This is a genomic window from Ilumatobacteraceae bacterium (assembly GCA_033344875.1).
GTDB lineage: Bacteria > Actinomycetota > Acidimicrobiia > Acidimicrobiales > Ilumatobacteraceae > Ilumatobacter.
Genome location: JAWPMO010000001.1, coordinates 3,400,632 through 3,422,154, shown reverse-complemented (window position 1 = coordinate 3,422,154; position 21,523 = coordinate 3,400,632). Strand labels below are relative to the sequence as shown.

The 21,523-nt window shown below is 68.4% G+C and carries 21 protein-coding genes; 14 read left to right on the top strand and 7 right to left on the bottom strand.

The window, feature by feature from the left end; translation table 11 throughout:
- Positions 1–3 precede the first annotated feature (3 nt).
- From R8G01_16150 to R8G01_16140, 3 genes are all read left to right on the top strand, one after another.
- Positions 4–1,455 (top strand): NAD(P)/FAD-dependent oxidoreductase, encoded by a 1,452-nt coding sequence (locus R8G01_16150; GenBank protein MDW3215532.1) that lies wholly within the window; start codon positions 4–6, stop codon positions 1,453–1,455.
- A gap of 304 nt (positions 1,456–1,759) precedes the next feature.
- A complete protein-coding gene (locus R8G01_16145) occupies positions 1,760–3,331 on the top strand; it encodes an AMP-binding protein (GenBank protein MDW3215531.1) in 1,572 nt (523 codons plus the stop codon).
- 84 nt (positions 3,332–3,415) lie between these two features.
- Entirely contained in the window at positions 3,416–3,670 is a 255-nt protein-coding gene (locus tag R8G01_16140; GenBank protein MDW3215530.1) for a YrhK family protein, read from the top strand.
- Between the two features lie 18 nt (positions 3,671–3,688).
- Here R8G01_16140 and R8G01_16135 read toward each other — a convergent pair whose 3' ends face one another.
- The 5 genes from R8G01_16135 to R8G01_16115 are packed head-to-tail and all read right to left on the bottom strand — an operon-like array spanning position 3,689 to position 7,661.
- Positions 3,689–4,642 (bottom strand): Gfo/Idh/MocA family oxidoreductase, encoded by a 954-nt coding sequence (locus tag R8G01_16135; GenBank protein MDW3215529.1) that lies wholly within the window; start codon positions 4,640–4,642, stop codon positions 3,689–3,691.
- Complete coding sequence (locus R8G01_16130) at positions 4,639–5,520, bottom strand: class III extradiol dioxygenase subunit beta (protein ID MDW3215528.1); 882 nt, start codon at positions 5,518–5,520, stop codon at positions 4,639–4,641. The genes R8G01_16135 and R8G01_16130 overlap by 4 nt, the downstream gene beginning before the upstream one ends.
- Positions 5,520–5,936 carry a protocatechuate 4,5-dioxygenase subunit alpha gene (gene ligA / locus R8G01_16125; protein MDW3215527.1) on the bottom strand — a complete coding sequence of 139 codons (417 nt, stop codon included), beginning with the start codon at positions 5,934–5,936 and terminating at the stop codon, positions 5,520–5,522. Before ligA ends, R8G01_16130 begins: the two co-directional genes overlap by 1 nt.
- Before the next feature lie 4 nt (positions 5,937–5,940).
- Complete coding sequence (locus tag R8G01_16120) at positions 5,941–6,621, bottom strand: 4-carboxy-4-hydroxy-2-oxoadipate aldolase/oxaloacetate decarboxylase (GenBank protein MDW3215526.1); 681 nt, start codon at positions 6,619–6,621, stop codon at positions 5,941–5,943.
- On the bottom strand, positions 6,618–7,661 hold the full coding sequence (locus R8G01_16115; protein ID MDW3215525.1) for an amidohydrolase family protein: 1,044 nt from the start codon (positions 7,659–7,661) through the stop codon (positions 6,618–6,620). Before R8G01_16115 ends, R8G01_16120 begins: the two co-directional genes overlap by 4 nt.
- A 59-nt stretch (positions 7,662–7,720) precedes the next feature.
- On the opposite strand from R8G01_16115, the gene pobA reads away from it, so the two are divergent.
- The 3 genes from pobA to R8G01_16100 are packed head-to-tail and all read left to right on the top strand — an operon-like array spanning position 7,721 to position 10,434.
- Complete coding sequence (gene pobA, locus R8G01_16110) at positions 7,721–8,902, top strand: 4-hydroxybenzoate 3-monooxygenase (GenBank protein ID MDW3215524.1); 1,182 nt, start codon at positions 7,721–7,723, stop codon at positions 8,900–8,902.
- A 43-nt stretch (positions 8,903–8,945) separates the two neighbouring features.
- Complete coding sequence (locus R8G01_16105; protein MDW3215523.1) at positions 8,946–9,578, top strand: glycerol-3-phosphate acyltransferase; 633 nt, start codon at positions 8,946–8,948, stop codon at positions 9,576–9,578.
- A gap of 7 nt (positions 9,579–9,585) precedes the next feature.
- Entirely contained in the window at positions 9,586–10,434 is an 849-nt protein-coding gene (locus tag R8G01_16100) for a DegV family protein (protein MDW3215522.1), read from the top strand.
- Here the strand turns inward: R8G01_16100 and R8G01_16095 are convergent.
- On the bottom strand, positions 10,427–10,936 hold the full coding sequence (locus tag R8G01_16095; protein MDW3215521.1) for a GNAT family N-acetyltransferase: 510 nt from the start codon (positions 10,934–10,936) through the stop codon (positions 10,427–10,429). The two genes, R8G01_16100 and R8G01_16095, sit on opposite strands and share 8 nt — an antisense overlap.
- A gap of 10 nt (positions 10,937–10,946) precedes the next feature.
- Positions 10,947–11,933 (bottom strand): GNAT family N-acetyltransferase, encoded by a 987-nt coding sequence (locus R8G01_16090; protein ID MDW3215520.1) that lies wholly within the window; start codon positions 11,931–11,933, stop codon positions 10,947–10,949.
- On the opposite strand from R8G01_16090, the gene R8G01_16085 reads away from it, so the two are divergent.
- The 8 genes from R8G01_16085 (at position 11,932) to R8G01_16050 (ending at position 21,462) form a co-directional block, all read left to right on the top strand.
- Entirely contained in the window at positions 11,932–12,870 is a 939-nt protein-coding gene (locus tag R8G01_16085) for an ABC transporter ATP-binding protein (GenBank protein MDW3215519.1), read from the top strand. The genes R8G01_16090 and R8G01_16085 overlap by 2 nt on opposite strands.
- Positions 12,871–12,885: 15 nt before the next feature.
- Positions 12,886–13,668 (top strand): ABC transporter permease, encoded by a 783-nt coding sequence (locus R8G01_16080; protein MDW3215518.1) that lies wholly within the window; start codon positions 12,886–12,888, stop codon positions 13,666–13,668.
- Positions 13,665–14,474, top strand: a complete 810-nt coding sequence (locus R8G01_16075) for an ABC transporter permease (GenBank protein ID MDW3215517.1) — start codon at positions 13,665–13,667, stop codon at positions 14,472–14,474. The genes R8G01_16080 and R8G01_16075 overlap by 4 nt, the downstream gene beginning before the upstream one ends.
- Before the next feature lie 78 nt (positions 14,475–14,552).
- Positions 14,553–15,245: a peptide-methionine (S)-S-oxide reductase MsrA gene (gene msrA / locus R8G01_16070; GenBank protein ID MDW3215516.1), complete on the top strand. Its 693-nt coding sequence runs from the start codon at positions 14,553–14,555 to the stop codon at positions 15,243–15,245.
- A gap of 119 nt (positions 15,246–15,364) precedes the next feature.
- Positions 15,365–15,604: a hypothetical protein gene (locus R8G01_16065; GenBank protein MDW3215515.1), complete on the top strand. Its 240-nt coding sequence runs from the start codon at positions 15,365–15,367 to the stop codon at positions 15,602–15,604.
- Positions 15,605–16,133: 529 nt separating this feature from the next.
- Entirely contained in the window at positions 16,134–16,619 is a 486-nt protein-coding gene (locus R8G01_16060) for a prepilin-type N-terminal cleavage/methylation domain-containing protein (GenBank protein ID MDW3215514.1), read from the top strand.
- Positions 16,619–18,613, top strand: a complete 1,995-nt coding sequence (locus R8G01_16055; protein ID MDW3215513.1) for a prepilin-type N-terminal cleavage/methylation domain-containing protein — start codon at positions 16,619–16,621, stop codon at positions 18,611–18,613. The genes R8G01_16060 and R8G01_16055 overlap by 1 nt, the downstream gene beginning before the upstream one ends.
- Positions 18,610–21,462 carry a hypothetical protein gene (locus tag R8G01_16050; protein MDW3215512.1) on the top strand — a complete coding sequence of 951 codons (2,853 nt, stop codon included), beginning with the start codon at positions 18,610–18,612 and terminating at the stop codon, positions 21,460–21,462. The genes R8G01_16055 and R8G01_16050 overlap by 4 nt, the downstream gene beginning before the upstream one ends.
- Positions 21,463–21,523 lie beyond the last annotated feature (61 nt).

The window sequence follows — 21,523 nt, the reverse complement described above, 5'->3', positions numbered from 1 at the left end:
CGCGTGACCACCGCGGTCGTCGTCGGGGCCGGACCGAACGGGCTGGCCGCCGCGCTCACGCTGGCGACGGCCGGGGTCGAGGTCACGGTGCTCGAGGCCGCACCACGGATCGGCGGCGGCACACGGAGCAGCGAGCTGACCGTCCCGGGTCTGCTCCACGACGAGTGCTCCGGCTTCCACCCGTTGAGCTTCGACACCAAGTTCGCGGAACTCGCCCGACTCGAACGACACGGCTTGCAGTGGGCATGGCCCGAGGTGCAGTACTCGCATCCGATCGGCGGCGCCGCCGGCGGTGCCGCGGTTCGGTCGGTCGACGAGACGGCCGACGGCCTCGTCGGTGACGAGCGAGCGTGGCGGTCGGTCTTCGGCCCCCTCGTGCCCCGCTTCGGCGACATCGCCGGCGACTTCCTCGGTCCGATCATCGGGGTCCCCGACCACCCTCTCGAGCTCGCCCGGTTCGGACTGCGAGCAGCCCTCCCGGCCGCGCTCCTGGCGAGACGATTCTCGACCGAGGAGGGTCGCGCGCTGTTCGGCGGCGTCGCCGCGCATGCGTTCTGGCCGTTCCGCTCGGTGCTGTCGTCGGCGATCGGCACGGCGCTCGGCACGGCGGCACACACGTACGGCTGGCCGGTCGCCGTCGGCGGTTCGGCGTCGATCACCACGGCGATGGCCGATGCGCTCGCCGCCAACGGCGGGACGATCGAGACCGACCACCGGGTGGTCTCGGTGCACGATCTCGACTCACCCGACATCGTCATGCTCGACGTCGCTCCCGGCGCTGCGGTCGCGATGCTCGGCGACACGATGCCCGCACGGTTCCGCCGTTCGCTCGGCCGATACCGGCACGGTCCTGCCGCGTTCAAGGTCGACTTCGCCGTCGAGGGTGGTGTCCCGTGGAGTCATGAGCCGTCGCGTCGTGCCGGCACCGTGCACGTCAGCGGCGGCTACGACGAGACCGCCGCCGTGGAGGCGATGGTGCACCGCGGGCAGATGCCCGAGCGTCCGTTCGTGCTGGTCGGCCAGCAGTACCTCGCCGACCCCGGTCGATCGAACGGCGACGTACACCCGCTCTACGCGTACGCCCACGTCCCGGCCGGGTTCACCGGCGACGCGACCGAGGCGATCGAGCGTCAGATCGAACGGTTCGCGCCCGGCTTCCGCGACCGGATCGTGGCCCGGCACGTCCAGTCGACATCCGACCTCTCGGCACGGAACGCGAACATCGTCGACGGCGACATCGTCACCGGTGCCAACTCACCTCGGCAACTGGTGTTCCGGCCGCGCGTCGGGCTCGACCCGTACTCGCTCGGCGTGCCCGGGCACTTCCTGTGCTCGGCCGCCACCCCGCCGGGGGCCGGCGCGCACGGCATGTGCGGCTACCACGCGGCCCAGTCGGCGCTCCGACGTCTGGGGCACGACACGTCGGCGCCGACGGCCGGGGTCGACGACGGGTGAGACAGCTGACGCCACATTGCGGAGCGGTGAAGTCGTGATCGAGAATTGGACAACCACGAGGAGGAACAACGTCATGAACGGCGAATCAGAGCAGGTAACACGCAACCGGGCACGCTCAGACGGCCTCGCGGCCATGGGCATTCTCGTGCTCACGGCGGTGCTGATCGTGGTCGTGGTCACGCGGCTGGTATGACGCTGCGGCGCAGTGACACCGACCACCCCCTCGAGCCGCTCCGACCGCAGACATCCGATGTCTGATCGGTACGGTCGGGGCCGTCCACCATCCATCGACGAAGGAGTGAGCGTGTCGACGCTGCACCACGAGCCGCTGTTGCCCCATCTGATCATCACCGCGCTCGAGCGCTTCGAGCACGAGCCGTGCATCCATCTCGGTGATCAGGTGCTCTCGTACGCCGACGTCCGGCGACAGACCAGCCAGTTGATCCAGGTGCTCCGGTCTCGGGGCATCGCACGCGGCGCCCGGCTCGCGGTGCTCTCCAAGAACCGTCCGGAGGTGCTGACGAACCTGACGGCGTCGATGATCAACGGCTCGGTGATCACCCCACTCCACCCGATGGGATCGTTCGACGACCACGCCTACGTCATCGGCGCGGCGTCGATCGAATGCCTCGTCGTCGACGTCGACCACTTCGCAGAGCGGACCTCGCAGCTCCGCGAGCGTTTCCCCGACCTCGTCGTGCTCGGCCTCGGTCCCAGCGACGTCGCCGACGACTACCTCGAACTCGCTGCCACGTTCGAGCCGCAACCACTGGTCGCGCCTGACATCGGTCCCGACGATCTCTGCACGCTGGCGTACACGGGTGGGACGACCGGTCTGCCCAAGGGCGTCCTGCTCCCGCAGCGGGTGTGGTCCAACCTCACGTTCATCCAGATGGCCGAGTGGGAGTTCCCGCGCGAGGTGCGGATGCTCGTGGCGACGCCGCTGTCACACGCAGCGATGACGTTGCTGGGCCCGGTGCTGCTCCACGGCGGTGTGTTCCACGTGATGGAGGCGTTCAGTCCCGACGGGTTCTTCGATCTCGTCGAAACACACCGCATCACGACCACGATGATCGTGCCGGTGATGCTCTATGCGCTGCAGGGCAACGAGCGCTACCGAACCGCCGACATGTCGAGCATGGAGACGATCTTCTACGGCGCATCGCCCATGAGCCCGCCGAAGCTCGCTGACGCGATCGACCTGTGGGGGTCGATCTTCTTCCAGTTCTACGGCCAGTCGGAAGCGCCGATGGTGATCGCCCACATGAAGAAGGACGAGCACGACCTGTCGAAACCCGAGCGACTCGCCTCGTGCGGTCGCCCGGCGCCGTGGGTCCACGTGGCGTTGCTCGGTCCGGATGACCAACCGACCGGTCCCGGTGAACCCGGCGAGATCTGCGCCCGCGGGCCGCTCGTGATGGTCGGCTACCACGACATGGCCGACCAGACGGCCGAGACGCTGTCGGGTGACTGGTTGCACACCGGCGATGTCGGTCGGTTCGACGACGAGGGGTTCCTCTACATCGTCGACCGCACGAAGGACATGGTCATCACCGGTGGATTCAACGTCTTCCCCCGCGAGGTGGAAGACGTGATCAGCACGCACGCAGCCGTGAACACGGTGATGGTGGTGGGCGTACCCGACGACAAGTGGGGCGAGGCGGTGAAGGCGGTGGTCGTGCTCGCACCCGGATTCGAATCGAGCGACGAACTCACCGCCGAGATCCAGGCCCTGGTCAAGGAGGCGAAGGGGTCGCAGCAGTCACCGAAGACCGTCGACTACGTCGACGCGGTGCCGCTGACGCCGGTCGGCAAGCCCGACAAGAAGGCGGTGCGAGCACGCTACTGGTCGGGCACCGACCGCTCCGTCGGCTGAGACGGAACCGCCGCTCGTTTGGACCGGGCCCGAGGCGGGTAGCGCGCCGAGATGTCGAGCCGTCAAACGCCAAAGGAAGTCAGCATGATCGACGACGTCCGCGCCGGTGAGCACCGGTCGGTACACCGGCCCCACCCGATCATGGCGGTGGTCAACAACTACGAATGGCTGCACACGAGCCTCGGGCTGGCCGGGAACCTCGCGTTCCTGGTGGGTTCGGTGTTCTTCCTCGACGAGGATCTCAAGACAGCCGGCGTCTGGCTCTTCATCGTGGGTGCCGCCGGCATGTTGCTGGGCAGCATCGGCAGGGCGATCGCCGACGTGTACTCCGACGAGTGACGGCCAACGCGACGGCGCTCAGTCGACGGCGAGTTGTCGTTCGAGGCCGTCGAGTACCTCGTAGCACGGCAGCACCTGACTGACGCTGCTGTTCGGCTCGCGACCCTCGCGGATGGCGGCGAAGAACTCGCGGTCCTGCAACTCGATGCCGTTGGTCGACACGTCGACGTCGGACACATCGATCGGTTCCTCACGGCCGTCGACCAGGTCGTCGTACCGGGCGATGTACGTGCCGGTGTCACCGATGTACCGGAAGAAGGTGCCGAACGGGCCGTCGTTGTTGAACGACAACGACAGCGTGCAGATCGCGCCCGACTCGGCGCGCAGCTGGACCGACATGTCCATCGCGATGCCGAGCTCGGGATGGATCGGACCCTGCATCGCGTGGGCGTCGACGATCGGGCTGCCGCACTGGTAGGCGAACAGGTCGACGGTGTGGGCCGCGTGGTGCCACAGCAGATGGTCGGTCCAGCTGCGCGGCTGGCCGAGCGCGTTGGTGTTGGTGCGCCGGAAGAAGTACGTCTGCACGTCCATCTGCTGGATCGAGAATTCGCCAGACCGCACCCGACGGTTGACCCACTGGTGACTCGGGTTGAAGCGGCGCGTGTGACCGCACATCGCGACGAGTCCGGTTCGCTGCTGCGCCTCGACGACGCGGCGGCCGTCGGCCAGGTCGTCGCACAACGGGATCTCGACCTCGACGTGCTTGCCCGCTTCGAGACACGCGATCGACTGCTCGGCGTGCATCTGCGTCGGTGTGGCGAGCACGACGGCGTCGACGGTGTCGAGCGCCAGGGTCTCGGCGAGGTCGGTCGTGACGTGATCGATACCGTACGTCTCGGCGACCTCCTGGGTCGGACCGAGCTCGCGACCGACGACCGAGACGACCCGGACGTCGTCGATCTGCGCCATCGCGTCGAGGTGCTTGATGCCGAACGCGCCGGCACCGGCCAGGGCGACGTTGATCGTCATGGTGTCTCCGTGTCGTCGAGGATGAGTTGGTCGTCGAGGATCAGATGGCCGACGGCCGTGTTGCTCGCCGGCACATGGTAGAAGCGGTGCCGCACGCTCGGCGGCGGACCGCCGGCGAGATCGCCCATCGCGCCGCGCGCGACGAGCCACATCACGAGTTCGACCCCCTCGGACCCGGCCTCACGGAGGTAGTCGACGTGGGGCTTGCGGGCGAGTTCGGCCGGGTCGGCGATCAGCTGATCGAGGAACGCGGCGTCGAAGTCGGCGTTGATCAGACCGGCGCGGGGACCCTGCAGCTGGTGGCTCATGCCGCCGGTCCCCCAGATCTGCACGTTCATGGGCTCGTCGTACGACTCGACCGCCCGTCGGATGGCCCGACCGAGGTGCAGACAGCGTTGCCCGGACGGGGGCGGGAACTGCACGACGTTGACGGCGAACGGGATCACCGGGCACGGCCACGCGTCGGGCTGTCCGAACATCAGCGACAGCGGCACGGTGAGCCCGTGGTCGACGTCCATCTTGTTGACGATCGTCAGGTCGAAGTCGTCCTGGATGACCGAGTGTGCGATGTGCGCGGCGAGATCGGGGTGACCGATCACCGGCGGCACGGGGCGCGGACCCCACCCCTCGTCGGCGACCGCGTAGGAGGCGCCGGTGCCGATCGCGAACGTCGGGATCAGGTCGAGACTGAACGACGTGGCGTGATCGTTGAAGACGAGCACGATCGCGTCGGGCGGATGCTCCCCGATCCACGCTCTCGACGGTTCGTACCCGGCGAACAGCGGCTGCCAGTAGGGCTGATCGGTGATGCCGGTGTCGATCGCGACGCCGATCGCGGGTACGTGCGACGTGTAGACGGACGACGTGATGCGAGCCATCAGCGCTCCTCCCCGACGTAGCGGTTGCCGTCGATCGACCGGCCGCCGGCGAGCATCATCGCCCGGTACTCCTCCTCGCTCATGCCGGTCATCGACCCCGCCATCTGCTGGAAGCTCTTGCCGTCGGTCGCGCCGATCTTGGCGAGGAAGTAGATGTTGCCCCCCAGCGCGATCATGCGGTTCATGTCGCGGTCGAGCACGGCCTGCTTCTGGTCCTCGGTCATGTCCCACTCGTCGAGGTACGCCCGCTCGTCGGCGAGGAACCGTTCCCGATGGTCGGCGCGCATCAGCGACATGCAGAACTGATTGAGCCAGTAGCCCTTGCGGGCCTGTGCCGCGTCGAACACGGTCGTGCCGGGAATGTCGAGGTACGGCTTGTCGAGTGCCATCTGCGTCTCCGAATCGTTCGTCGCCATCTTCTCAGTCGACGTACTCGACGCCCAGGTCGAGCAACCGCTGACGCAGCCCGTAGACGTCGACGCCCAGCTCGCCGGCCTCGAGCCGCGTGCGCATCGTGGCCTCCTTCGCGAGTCGGGCATCGGACTGTTCGAGCGCCCACTCGGCCTGCTCGCGCGGCACGATGACCACACCGTCGTCGTCGGCACACACCACGTCGCCCGGCTGGACCGTGATCCCACCGAGCACGACCGGCACGTTGACCGAACCGGGCGTGTTCTTCACGGTGCCCTGGCACGAGACGTGCTGCGACCAGACCGGAAAGCCCATCGACCGCAGGTCGGCGGTGTCGCGGACACCGGCGTCGATCACGAGACCGCGAACACCACGCGCCATCAGCGAGGTCGCGAGCAGGTCACCGAACATGCCGTGCGTCGACGGGGCCGTGTTGGTGACGACGAGGATGTCGCCCGGCCCGCACATCTCGACCGCGGCGTGAATCATCATGTTGTCGCCGGGGTGGCTGAGCACGGTGACGGCGGACCCGGCGACCTTCGTGTCGAGCTGGATGGGGCGCAGGTGCGTGCCGACGAATCCGACGCGGCCGATCGCCTCGTGCACCGTCGCCGTGCCGGCATCACCGAGCCGCTCGATCACGCCGGGGTCGGCACGCTCGATGTTGCGGACGATCACGTGCTGGTTCATGCGGCTGCCTCCGGCAGGGTGAGGCGGGGGTAGACACGCTGGACGTTCCCGCTGAAGATCTGTGTGCGCTGCTCGGGCGTGAGGTCGGCCTGGTCGATGTAGCGCTTGGTGTCGTCGTACCCGTGACCGGTCTCGGGATCGAGACCCTTGACCGCGCCCAGCATCTCGGAACCGAACAGGACGTTGGCGGCGGGTACGACGTCGACGAGCAGGTCGATGCCCGGCTGGTGGTAGACGCACGTGTCGAAGAAGATGTTGTCCATCAGTTCGTCGAGCAGCGACCACGCCGCTCCGTCGCCGCCGCCCTCGCGGGCCCCTTCGGCCATCCCCTTGAACCGGCCCCAGTGATACGGCACCGCGCCGCCGCCGTGGGGAATCACCCAGCGCATCTCGGGGAAGTCGCGGAACAGACCCGACGTCATCGCCTGCACGAACGCGGTGGTGTCGGCACCGAGGTAGTGCGAGCTGGTGAAGTGAAAGTTCGGATTGCAGCTGGCGCTCACGTGCACCATCGCCGGCACGTCGAGTTCACACATCGCCTCGAACAGAGGCCGCCAGTACGGGTCGAACAGCGGCGGGCCGGTCCAGTTACCACCGGACGGGTCGGGGTTGAGGTTGCACCCGATGAAGCCCAGTTCGTCGACGCAACGACGCAGTTCGCGCACCGACGACTCGATGCCGACGCCGGGCGACTGCGGCAGCTGACACACCGGCGCGAAGTTGCTCGGGTACAGGTCGCAGATGCGGGCGATCAGTTCGTTGCAGTGCTCGGTCCAGAACCGGCTCGTGTGTTCGTTGCCGATGTGGTGACCCATCCACGACGCCCGTGGCGAGAAGAGGGTGAGATCGATGTCGCGCTCGCGCTGGAGTCGGAGTTGGTTGCCCTCCAGGCTCTCGCGGAGCGCATCGTCGGAGATCTCCAGCGCACCCTTGTCGCCCACATGGCCGGGGTCGGCTTGCAGGGCGGCCTTCTGGGCCTCGCGATAGTCACCGAGCTGCGGTGGTGCCGTCGTGTAGTGGCCGTGGCAGTCGATGATCATCGTGTCGGCATTCTGGTGGGACGCTTGCCGGATTGTCAACAATCGGGGAGACTGGCCCGGTGACGATCTCGACCTCCGTTGCCATCATCGGTGCGGGACCGGCCGGGTCGTTGCTGTCCCACCTCCTCCACCTGGCCGACGTCGACTCGGTCGTCGTCGAACGCTCGAGTCGCGATCACGTGCTGAGCCGGATCCGGGCCGGTGTGCTCGAGTGGGGGTCGGTCGAGGTGCTCCGCAGCGCCGGACTCGGTGGACGCATGGACGCCGAGGGTCACGTGCACGACAGCACGGCCCTCGTGTGGGGCGGACGCGAGCCGTTCCACATCGACATCGACGAGCACGTCGGCTCGCACTTCATGTCGTACGGGCAGACGAAGATCCAGGAAGATCTGTACGCCGCGGCCGACGGGCGGGGCGCCACGATCGTCTTCGAGGCCTCGGGCGTCGAGGTGCACGACCCGTCGAGCCAACGACCGTCGGTCACGTTCGAGATCGACGGTGTCGCCGAGCGGATCGAGGCCGACTTCGTCGTCGGCTGCGACGGCTACCACGGCGCCGCCCGTCCCGCGATCCCCCACACCGTCCTGCGCACGTTCGAGAAGGAGTATCCGTTCGGGTGGCTCGGGATCATGTCGGAGACGCCACCGCTGCGCGATCTCGTCTACGCCAACCATCCGCGCGGGTTCGCGCTCGCGTCGCAGCGAAGCCCGGTGCTCAGCCGCTACTACGTGCAGTGCCCACTCGACGATTCGGTCGACGACTGGTCCGACGATCGTTTCTGGTCGGAGCTGACGACCCGGCTCGGCCCCACGGTCGGCGACCAGGTCGTCACCGGCCCCTCGATCGAGAAGTCGATCGCTCCGCTCCGCAGCTTCGTCGCCGAACCGATGCGCTACGGCAACCTGTTCCTGGCCGGCGACGCGGCGCACATCGTGCCACCGACCGGCGCGAAGGGGCTCAACCTCGCGATCTCCGACGTGTACTACCTGTCACGCGCGCTCACCGACCACTTCGTCTCGGGTGACGATGCCTACCTCGACCGCTACTCCGAGATGGCCCTGCGTCGAGTCTGGGGCGCGGTGCGGTTCTCGTGGTGGATGACGACGCTGCTCCATCGGTTCCCCGACCAGACCGAGTTCGACCAGCGAGCCCAGGAGGCCGAACTCGACTACCTCGCGTCGTCGGCCCACGCGCAGGCCTCGGTCGCGGAGCAGTACGCCGGTCTGGCGTTCGAGTCCTGACCCGCCAGCGCGGCCGCCCGGGCCGGCGCTACGGTGCACCTCCGTGTCACTGCTGACCCGCATCCCCTCCGCTGCGGCGTTCGGCTACCTGCTCGGCACGTTCCCGACCGCCGACCTCGTCGCCCGGCGCGTCACGCGGGGTGCGGTCGATCTGCGGGCGAGCGGATCCGGCAACCCGGGCACCGCCAACGCGATCAACGTGCTCGGGAAGCGGGCAGGTGCCCAGGTGCTCGTCGGCGATGTCGCCAAGGGAGCAGCCGCATGCGCCGTCGGCGCCGTCGTCGCCGGCCCGGTCGGCGCACACGTGGCCGGCACGTCGTCGGTCGTCGGTCACTGCTATCCGGTGTGGAACGGTTTCCGGGGTGGCAAAGGCGTCGCCACCAGCGTCGGTCAGTGCCTGGCGACGTTCCCCGCCTACTTCCCGATCGACGCCGCCGTCGCGGTGATCACCGTCGCCAACCCGCGTTGGAAGCAGCGGGCCTACGCGGCGACGCTCGCGTCGTCGGTCTGCTGGGTGATCGGTGGTGTCGTCTGGTGGGCCCGGGGGATGCGCAACCTGTGGGGACCGAAGCCCTCGCTCGCGTTGCCGATCGCGTCGGCCGTGAGCAGCGCCGTGATCATCCGCCGGTTCATCGAGTCACAGCCCGCGGCTGCGGCGACCGTCGAGCCGAGTTGACGCCGCCGTGCTGACCGAGCGACGGATCGGCATCGTGACCGACTCCAGCAGCCAGATCACCGACGAACTCGTCGAACGATTCGACATCGAGGTCGTGCCGATGACCGTGACGATCGACGGCGTCGATCATCTCGAGGGCGACGAACTCGACGCCGACGCCTTCTACGAGGCCTTCGTCGACGGGGCGACCCCCGAGGTCGGGACGAGTCAACCGTCCCCGGGCCGGTTCACCGAGGCCTACGCCAGGGTCGCCGCTCGGGGCGTCGATCAGATCGTGTCGCTCCACCTCAGCGCGACGATGTCGGGAACCGTCGACAGCGCCCGCGTCGCCGCTCCGTCGGCACCGGTCGAGGTCACGGTGATCGACACCGGGAGCGCCAGCTTCGGTGTCTCGGTGTGTGTCTGGGCCGCGGGCATCGCCGTCGATCGAGGGGCGAACATCGCCGACCTCGAACGGCGCGTGGCCAACCTGGTGCCGCGCATCGCGACGTCGTTCATGGTCGGGGTACCGATGCTCACCGAACGTGGTGGTCGGGCAGCCGAGGTCGACCTGTCCGACGACGGCATCGCCGTGCTCGGCATGGCCGACGGCAAGCTCGACGTGCTCGAGCGCGTGACGACGATCGACGACACGATCGACGTCATGTCGACCTATGCGACGTCGTGGGGTGACGGTGTCACGGTCGCGATCGGGACCTCGGATCAGCCGAGCCGGCCGTTGTCCGACCGGCTCGACCGAGCGCTCTCCGGACTCGCCGCCGTCGACGAGGTGATCCACTATCGGATCGGGCCGAGCGTCGGCGCCCACACCGGTCCCGGCACGTTCGGGCTGTTCGTGTTCCCGACGATCAGGTAGCCGACCGGGCCGCCGTCAGCGGCTTGGCGAGCATGCTGACCGTGACGCCGTAGTCGGTGTCACGCCGGCCGACCTCGACGAATCCGAGCCCCGCGTGGAACGCGAGCGACTGGTCGTTGCGGGGTCGCAGGTTGACCTCGAGCAGGAAGTCGCGCGCCGAGTGGCACCGGTCGGGTGCGACCCGCTCGACCTCGGCGTACAGCGCACGACCGATCCCGCGACGCTGGAATGCCGGCGAGATCGCGACCCGATCGAGGTACACGAAGTCGTCGTACCGCTCGGCGAACCACGCGAAGTTCGACGAGCCGTAGTCGGCGCCAGGAGCGAGCACCAGACAGAACCCGGCGACGACACCGTCGAACTCGGCCACCAACGCAATCGACGCCTCGGATGCGATGTGGGCGAGTTCGTCGCGGGTGACGCTGCCCACCGCCGGGACCTCCGCCTCGTTGATCGCGTGCACCGCGTCGAGGTCGTCGGATCGGTAGCCGCGGAGGAGCATGGCGCCGACGCTACCGACCGTCGGTCGGCCGCGACAGCGTCGTCACGTCGAACCAGTGGTCGAACCCGAGGCGGAGCAGGTTGCGCTCGGACGCACTCCCACGGGCGGTCGTGGCCACGGCGACCTCGCATCCGGCGACGCGACCCAGGGAGACGCGGTGACGCACCAGCGCCGCCTGCACGCCGCGTCCGCGTTCGTCCGGCAACGTCGCCATGGCACCGAGCGTCGCCACACCGTCGCGGATCGCCACGCTCGCGCAGCCGAGCGGACGCCCGTCCGCTACGTCACGGGCGAGCACGAACCCGTCACCGTCGACCACGGCGGTCGCAGCGGCGAACGCGTCGCTCACCCGACGCGCGGCCGGCGTGACGTGCCCCCATCCGGCGGCGCTGACCGCCTGCCAGGTCGCGACCTGGTCGACGGCCGACTCGACCGACACATCGACCACCACCTCCGCTGGGACGGGAACGTCGGCGACGTGACGGAATGCGGACGCGGTCGCGACCTCGACATAGCCACGTTCGACGGCCATCGTCACCACCTCGGGTCGGGTCACGGGCGTCACGTCGATCGCCGCCTCGACGCCGGCCGCGGTGCTGCGGTGTTCGAGCACCTCGAATTCAGCCACCGTCATCGGGCGGTCGACCCCGACGGCGACCGCGCGGTTGACGTACGACCCGGCGCCCCACAGCGCGACCCGGCCGCCGCCGAGGTCGAACGCCTCCGAACCCCACGACGGGTCCTGCTCGCCGAGCACCGACGCGACCGCTGCGAGGCCGTCGGCCCACGCGTGCACCACCCGTCGGATCACGAGGTCAGTCTCGCCGATCGGATCGATGCGGTCGGGATGCTTGACTTCAAGCGCTGTTGAAGTCGTACCGTGCGAGCCCGTGACGACGACCCCCGACCGCTTCGCCACCGGCGGCGCACCAGCGAGCCCGGCGACGAATCCGACCACGAGCGCGAACCGGACGACCGCTAGCGTGACTCGCCGCATGACAGCTTCTGGTGGTGACGTCCTGATCAGCGCACGGCAACTGGTGAAACGATTCGACGACTTCGTCGCTGTCGACGGCATCGACGTCGAGGTGCGCCCCGGCGAGTCGTTCGGGTTCCTCGGCCCCAACGGTGCCGGCAAGTCGTCGACGATGCGGATGATCGGATGTGTCTCTCCGGTCACCGATGGCCACCTGAGCATCTTCGGTCTCGACCCGGCGAGCGACGGCAAGCAGATCCGGGCTCGCATGGGCGTCGTGCCGCAGCTCGACCAACTCGACGAGCAGCTCACGGTCGAGGACAACATGGTGCTGTACGGCCGGTACTTCGACATTCCCCGTGCCGAGTGCCGACGCCGCACCGCCGAGCTGCTCGACTTCGTGCAGCTCGCCGATCGCGCCAAGAGCCGGATCGAGCCGCTGTCGGGCGGCATGAAGCGCCGGGTCACGATCGCCCGCTCGCTGATCAACGAGCCCGAACTCTTGCTGCTCGACGAACCGACGACCGGACTCGACCCGCAGGCCCGCCACGTGCTGTGGGACCGGCTCTACCGCCTGAAGCAGCGCGGTGTCACGCTCGTGCTGACCACGCACTACATGGACGAAGCCGAGCAGCTCTGCGACCGACTCGTCGTGATGGACCACGGCAAGATCGTCGCCGAGGGCTCTCCGCGCGACCTGATCACCACCCACTCCACCCGTGAGGTGCTCGAGCTCCGCTACGCCGCCGGCACCAACGAGGAGCGGTCGAGCGAGGTCGACGGGATCGGCGACCGCAGCGAGCTGCTGCCCGACCGGGTGCTGATCTACGCGAACGACGGCGAAGCGGCACTTCACGAGGTGCACGCCCGGGGCAGCCAGCCAGAGTCCGCGCTCGTCCGACGCAGCTCGCTCGAAGACGTCTTCCTCCGGCTCACCGGCCGGACGCTGGTGGACTGAGGAGGCGGGTCCGAGATGTCGACGCCCGCCGCGATCCGCGTCTGGGAGAGCCACTTCACGCTGTACCGGACCATCTGGCGTTCGAACGTGATGGGCGCCGTCCTGCAACCGTTCCTGTACCTGCTCGGCATGGGCCTCGGCGTCGGCGCGCTCGTCAACCGCAACGAATCGTCAGGTCAGCTGCTCGACGGGCTCACGTACTTCGAGTTCCTCGCACCCGGCCTGCTGGCGACGACCGGGATGATGATCTCGGCCCAAGAATCGCTGTGGCCGGTGCTCGGCGGATTCAAGTGGCAGCGCACGTTCCACGCCCAGGCTGCGAGCCCGCTCAGTGCCGGCCAGATCACCGGAGGCCTCGCCCTCTGGCAGACCACCCGCTCGCTGATCTCGGTGTCGGGTGTCGCCGTGGTCCTGGTGTTCTTCCCCGAGACCCGTTCGCCGGGGCTCGCACTCGCCGTGCTGTTCGGCGGCCTCACCGGCGTGGCGTTCGCTGCGCCGATCACCGGATGGACCGCCACCCGCGAACGTGAGTCGTCGTTCCCGACGATCATGCGGTTCGGCATCATCCCGCTGTTCCTGTTCGGCGGTGCGTTCTTCCCCGTCAGCCAACTGCCCGACTGGATCGAACCGGTCGCCAAGGTCACGCCGCTCTGGCACGGCGTCGAGCTGTGCCGCAACGCGGTCCACGGCCGGCTCGGCGTGACCGAGGCGCTCGTGCACTGCACGGTGCTGCTCGCCTTCGCGCTGGGTGGTTGGGCGCTCTCCCGGTGGGCCTTCGCGAAGCGGTTGGCGGCATGAGCCTCGCCGATCTGCCCCTCCGGATCATCCCGCGCCAGGTGCTGCAGGCTCGACGCCCGCACCGCCTGCTCGAACGGCACTGGATCATCAACCGCTCGGGCGGTTGGATGATCGTCGTCTCCGGGTTCTTCGAGCCGCTCTTCTACCTGCTGTCGATCCGGGTGGGGTTCGGCTCGCTCGTCGGCGACATCACCGACGGCGACCGCGTGATCTCGTACGCCGAGTTCGTGGCGCCCGCGCTGATGGCTGCGTCGGCGATGAACGGTGCCGTGTTCGAGTCGACGATGAACATCTTCTTCCAACTCAAGTACGACAAGGTCTACGACGCCGCGCTCGCGACGCCGCTCACGTCGGGCGACGTCGCGATCGGCGAGATCCTCTATGCGACGTTCCGCGGCTCGCTGTACTCGGTGGCGTTCCTCGTGACCCTCGTGGCGCTCGGGATGGCCCAGTCGCCGTGGGTCGTGCTGGCGGTGCCGGTCTGTGTGCTGATCGCGCTCGCGTTCAGCGCGGTCGGCATGGCGACCACGACCTACATGCGGTCGTGGGCCGACTTCGAGTACGTGCCGTCGATCACCCTCCCGATGTTCCTGTTCTCCGCGACGTTCTATCCCCTGTCGAGCTACGGCGACTGGGGCTGGGTCGTCCAGCTCAGCCCGCTCTACCACGGTGTCGCGCTCGTCCGGGGTGCCAGCTTCGGCGAGTGGTCGTGGGCGTACCCGGCCCACCTGGCGGTGCTCGTCGCGATGCTGATCACCGGCGTCGCGATCGCGTCGCGCCGCATCGAGCGACTCCTGCTGCCCTGACCCACCGGCAACGGTGAACGTTCCGCGAACCTCGTCGCGCGGGTCCCCAGCACCGTGGCCGACACGTACGCTGGGACCATGCTGTTCCGCAAGAAGACCGAGATGATCGAACCGTCCGACGCCTTGCCGGGCCGCGACGAACCGATGCCGGTCGTCGCCGATCACGTCGTGCTCGGCACACCGATCACCCCGCCGTTCCCCGACGGCATCGAGACGATCTACGTCGCGATGGGCTGTTTCTGGGGTGCCGAGCGCATCTACTGGCAACTCGACGGTGTGTACACCACGGCGGCCGGATACGCCGGCGGATGGACCAAGCACCCGACCTACGCGGAGACCTGCACCGCCCAGACGGGTCACACCGAGACCGTGCTGGTCGCCTACGACCCCCAGGTCGTCACGGTCGACCAGCTGATGAAGGCGTTCTGGGAGAACCACGATCCGACGACCGCCAACCGACAGGGCAACGACGTGGGCACCCAGTATCGATCGGCGGTGTTCACCACCACCGACGCCCAGCACGCAGCCGTCGAGGCGTCGCGTGCTCGCTACCAGGCGGCGTTGACCGCGGCCGGCTACGGCGAGATCACCACGCAGATCGACCGGCTCGAGAACGCCGGCGATGGCGTCTTCTACTACGCCGAGGACGACCACCAGGGTTACCTCCACAAGCACCCGGGCGGCTACTGCAACCACGGCTTCTGCCAGATCGGCTACGACCTCGACGCGCACGGCCAGGGCGCGGCCCGCGCGACCCTGCCCGACGCCTGAGGCCCGACCCGGCCGACCACGCATCGACCCCGTCGGTTCGTCTCACCCAGTAGGATGACGCCATCGCGGTCAGACGACCACGATGCAACGTGATACACCACACACGAGAGGGGCCATCGATGGCCGGAATTCTGGACAAGATCAAGGGCATGTTCGCAGGCGCCAAGGACAAGGCGACGGCAGAGGGCGGCGGGCTCGACGCCCTCAAGGACAAGGCGGGCGACATCAAGGACAAGGTCGACGACCTCGTCGACAAGGCCGGCGACAAGGTGCCCGACCAGGTGAAGGACGGATACGACAAGGTGTCCGACAAGGTCGAGGACATCATTCCCGGCGACAGCGACGGCGACGGGAAGTAGTCGTCCGGCGGCACGTCCGCCGCTCACGAGTCATGTTGACGAGCCACCCGGCGACGGGTGGCTCGTTCGCGTCCCGGGCGACTTTCCGGTCGATCGATCCCGTGGCATGGGTCACCGACGAGCGCGCCGGACGGCGGCCAGGGATGTCACGGCGCGCGTACAACGGGCGCCCGCGGTCGACGTGACGCGGCCGGACGGTCAAGAACCGGCTGCGCATCTTGACGAAGCCAATGTCAAGTTGAGTACAAGTCGGTCCGAATAATGCTGTGATCACGAGCGTTCGCCAACTCGAAGCGGGCGGGGATGGAGCACCCGGCATGACCGACACGACGACAATTCTCTCACCGATCCGCCGGCAGCGGGTCGGTCTTTCGACGTTCTTGCCGGAAGCTTGCCGACTTCGCGATGGTCATCGACCTGCCGTTTTGTTACACCTGGACCCGTTCACTCCCGCTGGACATTCGATCGACAACGACACCACGGCAACGGCGACATCCACGGTCGCCCGCCGACCAGCGAGGCGGTTCACGTGAAGTTCACCACCCTGATGCGGCGGCAGCGTCGCTCGACCTCCGACCGCCGCACGCGTGACCGAGGCGTCACGCTGATCGAGATCGTGATCACCATCACGCTCATGGGCGTCATCGTCGTGCCGATCCTCGTCGCCGTCGCCACCTCGGTGCGATCGTCGCGCGTCAGCGAGGACTCGGCCCAGGTCGAGACCCTGCTGGTCAACGCCGTCGACCGCGTCAATCGTGCCACGCGTGGCGACTTCCCCTGCGATCTCACGAGCCCGGTGGTCGCCGCAGTCGAGACGGTGGGCTGGCCGGCGTCGAGCGTGAACGTCGGTCACGAATATCTCGACATCGACGAACAGTGGCAGACCGACCCGACCGGTACGGCCTGCCCTGGTGGCTCGTTCCAGACCGGCATCGTCCAGCGGATCACCATCACCATCACCAGCCCCGACGAAGGAATCACCCGATCGCTGCAAGTCATCCGAGGAGACATCTGATGCACCACCACCCCACCACCGGCCAGCGCGATCGCGGTATGACGCTGATCGAGTTGCTGATCTGCGTCGCCGTGCTCGGCACGATCGTGGCCGTCCTCGCGTCGGCCGTCATCGTGACGATCCGGCAGCAGCCCGAAACCGAAGGGCGTCTCGACGTCGCCCGGTGGGAGCAGAGCCTCGCGCTCTGGCTGCCCGCCGACCTGGCGTCGGCGACGACGGTCAGCGCCGAGGAGGGCGACACCCCGTGCGGTTCCGGTTCGTGCCTCTACGGGTCCAACGCGCTGCAGCTCAGCTGGAACGACGGGACCGGCGAAACGATCGTCTCCTACCGCTACGGCCCGAGCAAGGACGGCCTCTCCTACGAGCTGCACCGCGTCGTGTGCAAGGCGGGCAGCTGCCGCGACCAGATCGTCCTGCGCGACCTCTCGGTACCCTCCGACGACGACGGCATCCCCGTCCCCTGGGCGGCCGGCGACCCGGTGCCCGACACGGTGATCAACGTCACCGTCCCACTGGCGGTCGGTTCGAGCGGCACCTGCGACCCGGCAGCGGTGCCGGCCGACCCCGACTGCGACACCGACACCCGTGCACAGCGCGTCATCGTGAACGTCAACGGTTCGCCCGGCAACGACGGCGTCGACCGCAGCAGCACGGTCAGCTTCACCGCCGGTGGTTCCACCCTCGGCGCGCTCGACCCGGCGACGTTCTCCGGCCCCTCGTTCCTCGAGGCGAACAGCGGGTGCGGCGGTCCGGTCACGCTCATCGTCGACAACTCGAACTCGCTGAGCAACAGCGACATCAGCGACATCAAGACCGGCGTCCGGAGCTTCGTCAACGCTTTCGAGGGCACACCGACCCACCTGCAGATCATCACGTTCGGCACCCGCTCGAAGGCGCTCGGCACGACCGGCTGGAACCGCTTCTTCGATCTCGCCGACATCGACGGTGACGTCCGGGACCTGATGGGCCCCAGCGGCACCTCAGGCCTGATCAGCTCGATCGCACGTGACGGCGGCACCAACTGGGAGGACGCACTCCACCGTGCGTTCTTCTCCAAGGACGGCACACCGTACGACGAACTCGGCAACCCGGCAGCACCGACACCCGAGCTCGTCGTGTTCTTCACCGACGGTGTCCCCACCTACGACCGCGAGAACGCCGACTCCGACGACAGCTCGTTCGGACCATCGTCGATCCCGAGCCGGTTCGACGACAACCCGAACGGGTCCAGCTTCGGGGCCCGGGCCTGGTACCGAGCCGATTTCATCGTCGACCAGTTCCGTGACATCCGCATGATCGGCGTGGGCGTCGGCTCGGCGTTCGACGACTCGACCACGGTCAACCGGTCGGGTTGGCCGACCACGCAGGGCGGCTGGGAGTACGGCTGGTACCGGGACAACAGGGGCAACTGGCGCTACGGCTGGTACCGCGAGGAAGTCGCCGCTCCGATCCCCAACGAGGTGTTCCTCGGCGATCTGACCGCCGGCGGCGACCCGAGCCAGCACGGCTCGTCGGCCTCGGGCGGCTACGTCATGCGCACCTACAGCAACAGCAGCGGTTGGGGCGACGTCTCCAACGCCAACCTGCTCGTCACGAACAACATGGCGAACTTCGGTAGCGCCCTCACACAGATCGCGCTCGCCGAATGTGGCGGCACCCTGACCGTGCAGACCCGTGACAGCGCCGGCGACCCTGCCGACGCCTCGATCACCTACCAGGTCGGTGAAGAGGTCGTCACCACGACCCGGATCGCCAAGGCCGCCACGTTCGACATCCCGCTCAGCGGTATCCCGAGCGCCACGGTCGAACTCGTACCGCAGTCGTTCGCCGGTACCGGCTACACGCCGGCGAGTTGGCGGTGCCGTGCCGGCGGCAGCGACCTGGTCGAGGGATCCGACTGGAACCTCATCACGCCCGGTACCCCCGGTGACGGCATCGAAGTCACCGTGAGCGCCTCGGCGGCCGTCTCGTGCACACTGCGAGTGAGCCCATGATGTCCGAGCGAACGATGTCGCAGCGTCGACGTGACGAGGGCTCCGTCCTTCCGATGGTGCTCGTCCTGATGGTGGTCGGCGCACTGGTCGTCGTCCCGATGCTCGACTACACGATCGCGGTGTTCCGGTCGAACCGGGTCGTCACCGACCGCACCGCGAACACCGAAGCCGCGAAGGGTGGCCTGCGCATGGCGCTCGGCGACCCCAAGAACGTGTTCCTCACCTGCGACGGCGGTGGCAACCTCACGCCCGCCGACTCCACGATCAACGGCGTGTCCGTCCAGACGACGTGCACCGAGGTCAGCGAAGTCGGTCCGGCCGCAGCGCTCGGCTACGCCGTGCCCAAGGGCGCGGTCGCCACACAGCTCGGCGCCGATCTGCCAGCCTCGTTCAGCGGTACGACCGCATCGTCGGGGCCGGCCTACCCGTACCCGGCCGACCCCGACTGGTGGGCGTCGCCGGCCGCACCGGACCCCGGCGCGCAGTACTCGGCGACGGCCACCGAGGATCTGATCTGGATGCCCGAGCTGCCGCGCATCCCGTCGACCCATCGTGATCCCGATCCGTACGACATGCCGGCGGCGTTCGACTGCCAGGTGTTCTTCCCCGGGCACTACACCCAGCCGGTCGACCTGTCGGGCAACATCTACTTCACCTCGGGCGTGTACTACTTCGAGGAGCCGGTCACGGTCGCCGATGACGCCGACGTCGTCGTCGGCTACGGCCTCGAGGACTTCAGCCCCGCCTCCGACTGTGCCGACGACCTCCAGGTCGCGTCCAACGTGATCGACCCGCCGTCGACGTACGACATCAGCGGTGGCGGTGCGACCTGGGTGTTCGGCGCCGACGCCCGCCTGATCATCGACAACTCGGCGATGGGCTCGGGCGCCCGGATCCGATTCAACCAGCGGTACGACACCGCCGACCGCGGCGGTCGCATCTCGATCATGACCGTCAACGGCGACGACGCCACGAGCGGCGACCACGACGTCGCCAAGGTCAACCGCATCCCCCGTTCGCTGATGCTCAACGACATCTACGAGGTCCCGGTCGACGGCACGGGCTACCAGGTGTCGTCCTCCACCTTCACCGACAAGGCCCGCCTGCCCGAGGAGCCGGCGAACGTGGAGGACGACGAGTTCCGCACCACCGACCCGGCGCCCAACGGCGGCGTCGTCCTCACCTGGGACGAGGTCACCGGCCAGGCCGCCGGCGGTGCGCTGCTCGGCGAACAGGACGCCACCGGCGCCTGGGTCACCTCGCCGTACGACGTGCAGATCCGTGAGCGCTCCACGACGACCTGGTACGACACCTGCCCGGCGAACGACCTCATGATCACGCCGCCCGCCACGGTCGGCGACCCGAACGTGATCTCGTGCGTCATCACCGGCCTCGACGCCAACCGCGACTACGACGTCAGGATCCGGACGGTCAACGAGGTCGGCACCAGCCCGTGGGAACAGGAAGACGTCCGCTCGCTGCCCGGGTCGCCGATCATCGCTGCCCCGTCGTCGGTGACGAACGTCGCGGCCGTCGACGGTGCCGTCGACGACGTCGCCCAGGTCTCGTGGGACGCACCCGCCTCCGACGGTGGCGCACCGATCACCGGGTACACAGCGACGGCCTATCAGGTCGCGTTGGTCCCGCATGCCAACGTCGCGCCGGTCGCAGCGCCGATCGGCAGCGAGACCGTCGACATCGGCGTGCCGCTGATCTTCACCGGTCCGCGCAGCGTCGTCGGCCACGTCCGCGCCTTCGATCCCAACGGCGATGACCTGACCCTCACGATCGACACATCATCGCTGCCGCCCGAACTGACGGCCGTCGCGAACGACGCCGACGACACGATCGAGGTCACGCTCAACGGCCTGCTCCTCGCGGGGTCGTACTCGATCCCGTACGTGGTCACCGATCCGTCGGGCGAGACCGCAGCCGGCGAGCTGACCGTCGAGATCGTGGCGCTCACAGCGTTGACGCTCCACGACCCCGATGCCGAGAGCGTCCAGCTGCTGGCCGACGTCGGCGTCCCCATCGTGTCCCGGTTGCCGGTGGGCGACAGCGACGGCATGCCGCTCGCCGCGGTGCCGATCACCGTCGACACGACGGGCCTCGACGCCGACTGGAACGTCTCCGTGAGCGGGCTCGACGTCTCGATCACGACCGTCGCACCCGACGGCGTGTACACGATCCCCTACTCCGTGACCGACAGCAGCGGCGCCTCCACGGACTCGACGATCGAGGTGACGGTCGCCCGCGACGTGCAGCCCGTCGCTTCGTGCACGGTCACGTCCGACCCCGGCGTCGTCATGGCCAACGTGTGCGAGATGAGCCTGCCCGACCTCACGCCCGGCACCCCCACGTCGGGCAACGTCGGCTACCTCTTCGACGTGGTCGCCACCAACGCCGCCGGTTCGTCGGCTCTGGGACTGAGCACCGCTCCGCTCCCGCTCGGCTTCGACGGCACCGGCATCGGCCTCCTGCCGCCGCCACCCCGCCTCGTCACACCGTGGGTGCCCGAACCGATCATCGACATCGACGTGTCCGGTGCCGCACCAGTCGAACTCGCGGTCGCCGGCTACGTCGCCGTGCCGATGGGTCGGGTCGCCGTCGAGAATCCGAACGGCTTCGACATCCGGGTCAACGGCGGTGTGATGGCCGGGACGTTCGCCATCAACGACGCACGCGACACCGGGACGGCCGGATCGCTGCCGATCGGCTTCAAGAACGACATCGTGCTCCAGCGCAAGGTCCGGATCGTGTCGGTCGCCGGCAACATCACCTCGACCGCCATCGTCGAACTCAACGAGGACGGCGCCGGCTACGCGGTCAACACCTGGGTCGTCGGCTGACCCCGCGGCCGACCTCATCGGCGCTGCGGCGGGTGACGCAGCAACCCAGTCTCCGGCCGAC

Excerpts from the sequence above, each read along its gene's own strand:
- R8G01_16140 (MDW3215530.1), top strand. The coding sequence starts at position 3,416 with ATGATCGACGACGTCCGCGCCGGTGAGCACCGGTCGGTACACCGGCCC.
- R8G01_16135 (MDW3215529.1), bottom strand. The coding sequence starts at position 4,642 with ATGACGATCAACGTCGCCCTGGCCGGTGCCGGCGCGTTCGGCATCAAG.
- R8G01_16130 (MDW3215528.1), bottom strand. The coding sequence starts at position 5,520 with ATGGCTCGCATCACGTCGTCCGTCTACACGTCGCACGTACCCGCGATC.
- ligA (MDW3215527.1), bottom strand. The coding sequence starts at position 5,936 with ATGGCGACGAACGATTCGGAGACGCAGATGGCACTCGACAAGCCGTAC.
- R8G01_16120 (MDW3215526.1), bottom strand. The coding sequence starts at position 6,621 with ATGAACCAGCACGTGATCGTCCGCAACATCGAGCGTGCCGACCCCGGC.
- R8G01_16115 (MDW3215525.1), bottom strand. The coding sequence starts at position 7,661 with ATGATCATCGACTGCCACGGCCACTACACGACGGCACCACCGCAGCTC.
- R8G01_16095 (MDW3215521.1), bottom strand. The coding sequence starts at position 10,936 with ATGCTCCTCCGCGGCTACCGATCCGACGACCTCGACGCGGTGCACGCG.
- R8G01_16085 (MDW3215519.1), top strand. The coding sequence starts at position 11,932 with ATGACAGCTTCTGGTGGTGACGTCCTGATCAGCGCACGGCAACTGGTG.
- R8G01_16090 (MDW3215520.1), bottom strand. The coding sequence starts at position 11,933 with ATGCGGCGAGTCACGCTAGCGGTCGTCCGGTTCGCGCTCGTGGTCGGA.
- R8G01_16080 (MDW3215518.1), top strand. The coding sequence starts at position 12,886 with ATGTCGACGCCCGCCGCGATCCGCGTCTGGGAGAGCCACTTCACGCTG.
- R8G01_16075 (MDW3215517.1), top strand. The coding sequence starts at position 13,665 with ATGAGCCTCGCCGATCTGCCCCTCCGGATCATCCCGCGCCAGGTGCTG.
- msrA (MDW3215516.1), top strand. The coding sequence starts at position 14,553 with ATGCTGTTCCGCAAGAAGACCGAGATGATCGAACCGTCCGACGCCTTG.
- R8G01_16065 (MDW3215515.1), top strand. The coding sequence starts at position 15,365 with ATGGCCGGAATTCTGGACAAGATCAAGGGCATGTTCGCAGGCGCCAAG.
- R8G01_16055 (MDW3215513.1), top strand. The coding sequence starts at position 16,619 with ATGCACCACCACCCCACCACCGGCCAGCGCGATCGCGGTATGACGCTG.
- R8G01_16050 (MDW3215512.1), top strand. The coding sequence starts at position 18,610 with ATGATGTCCGAGCGAACGATGTCGCAGCGTCGACGTGACGAGGGCTCC.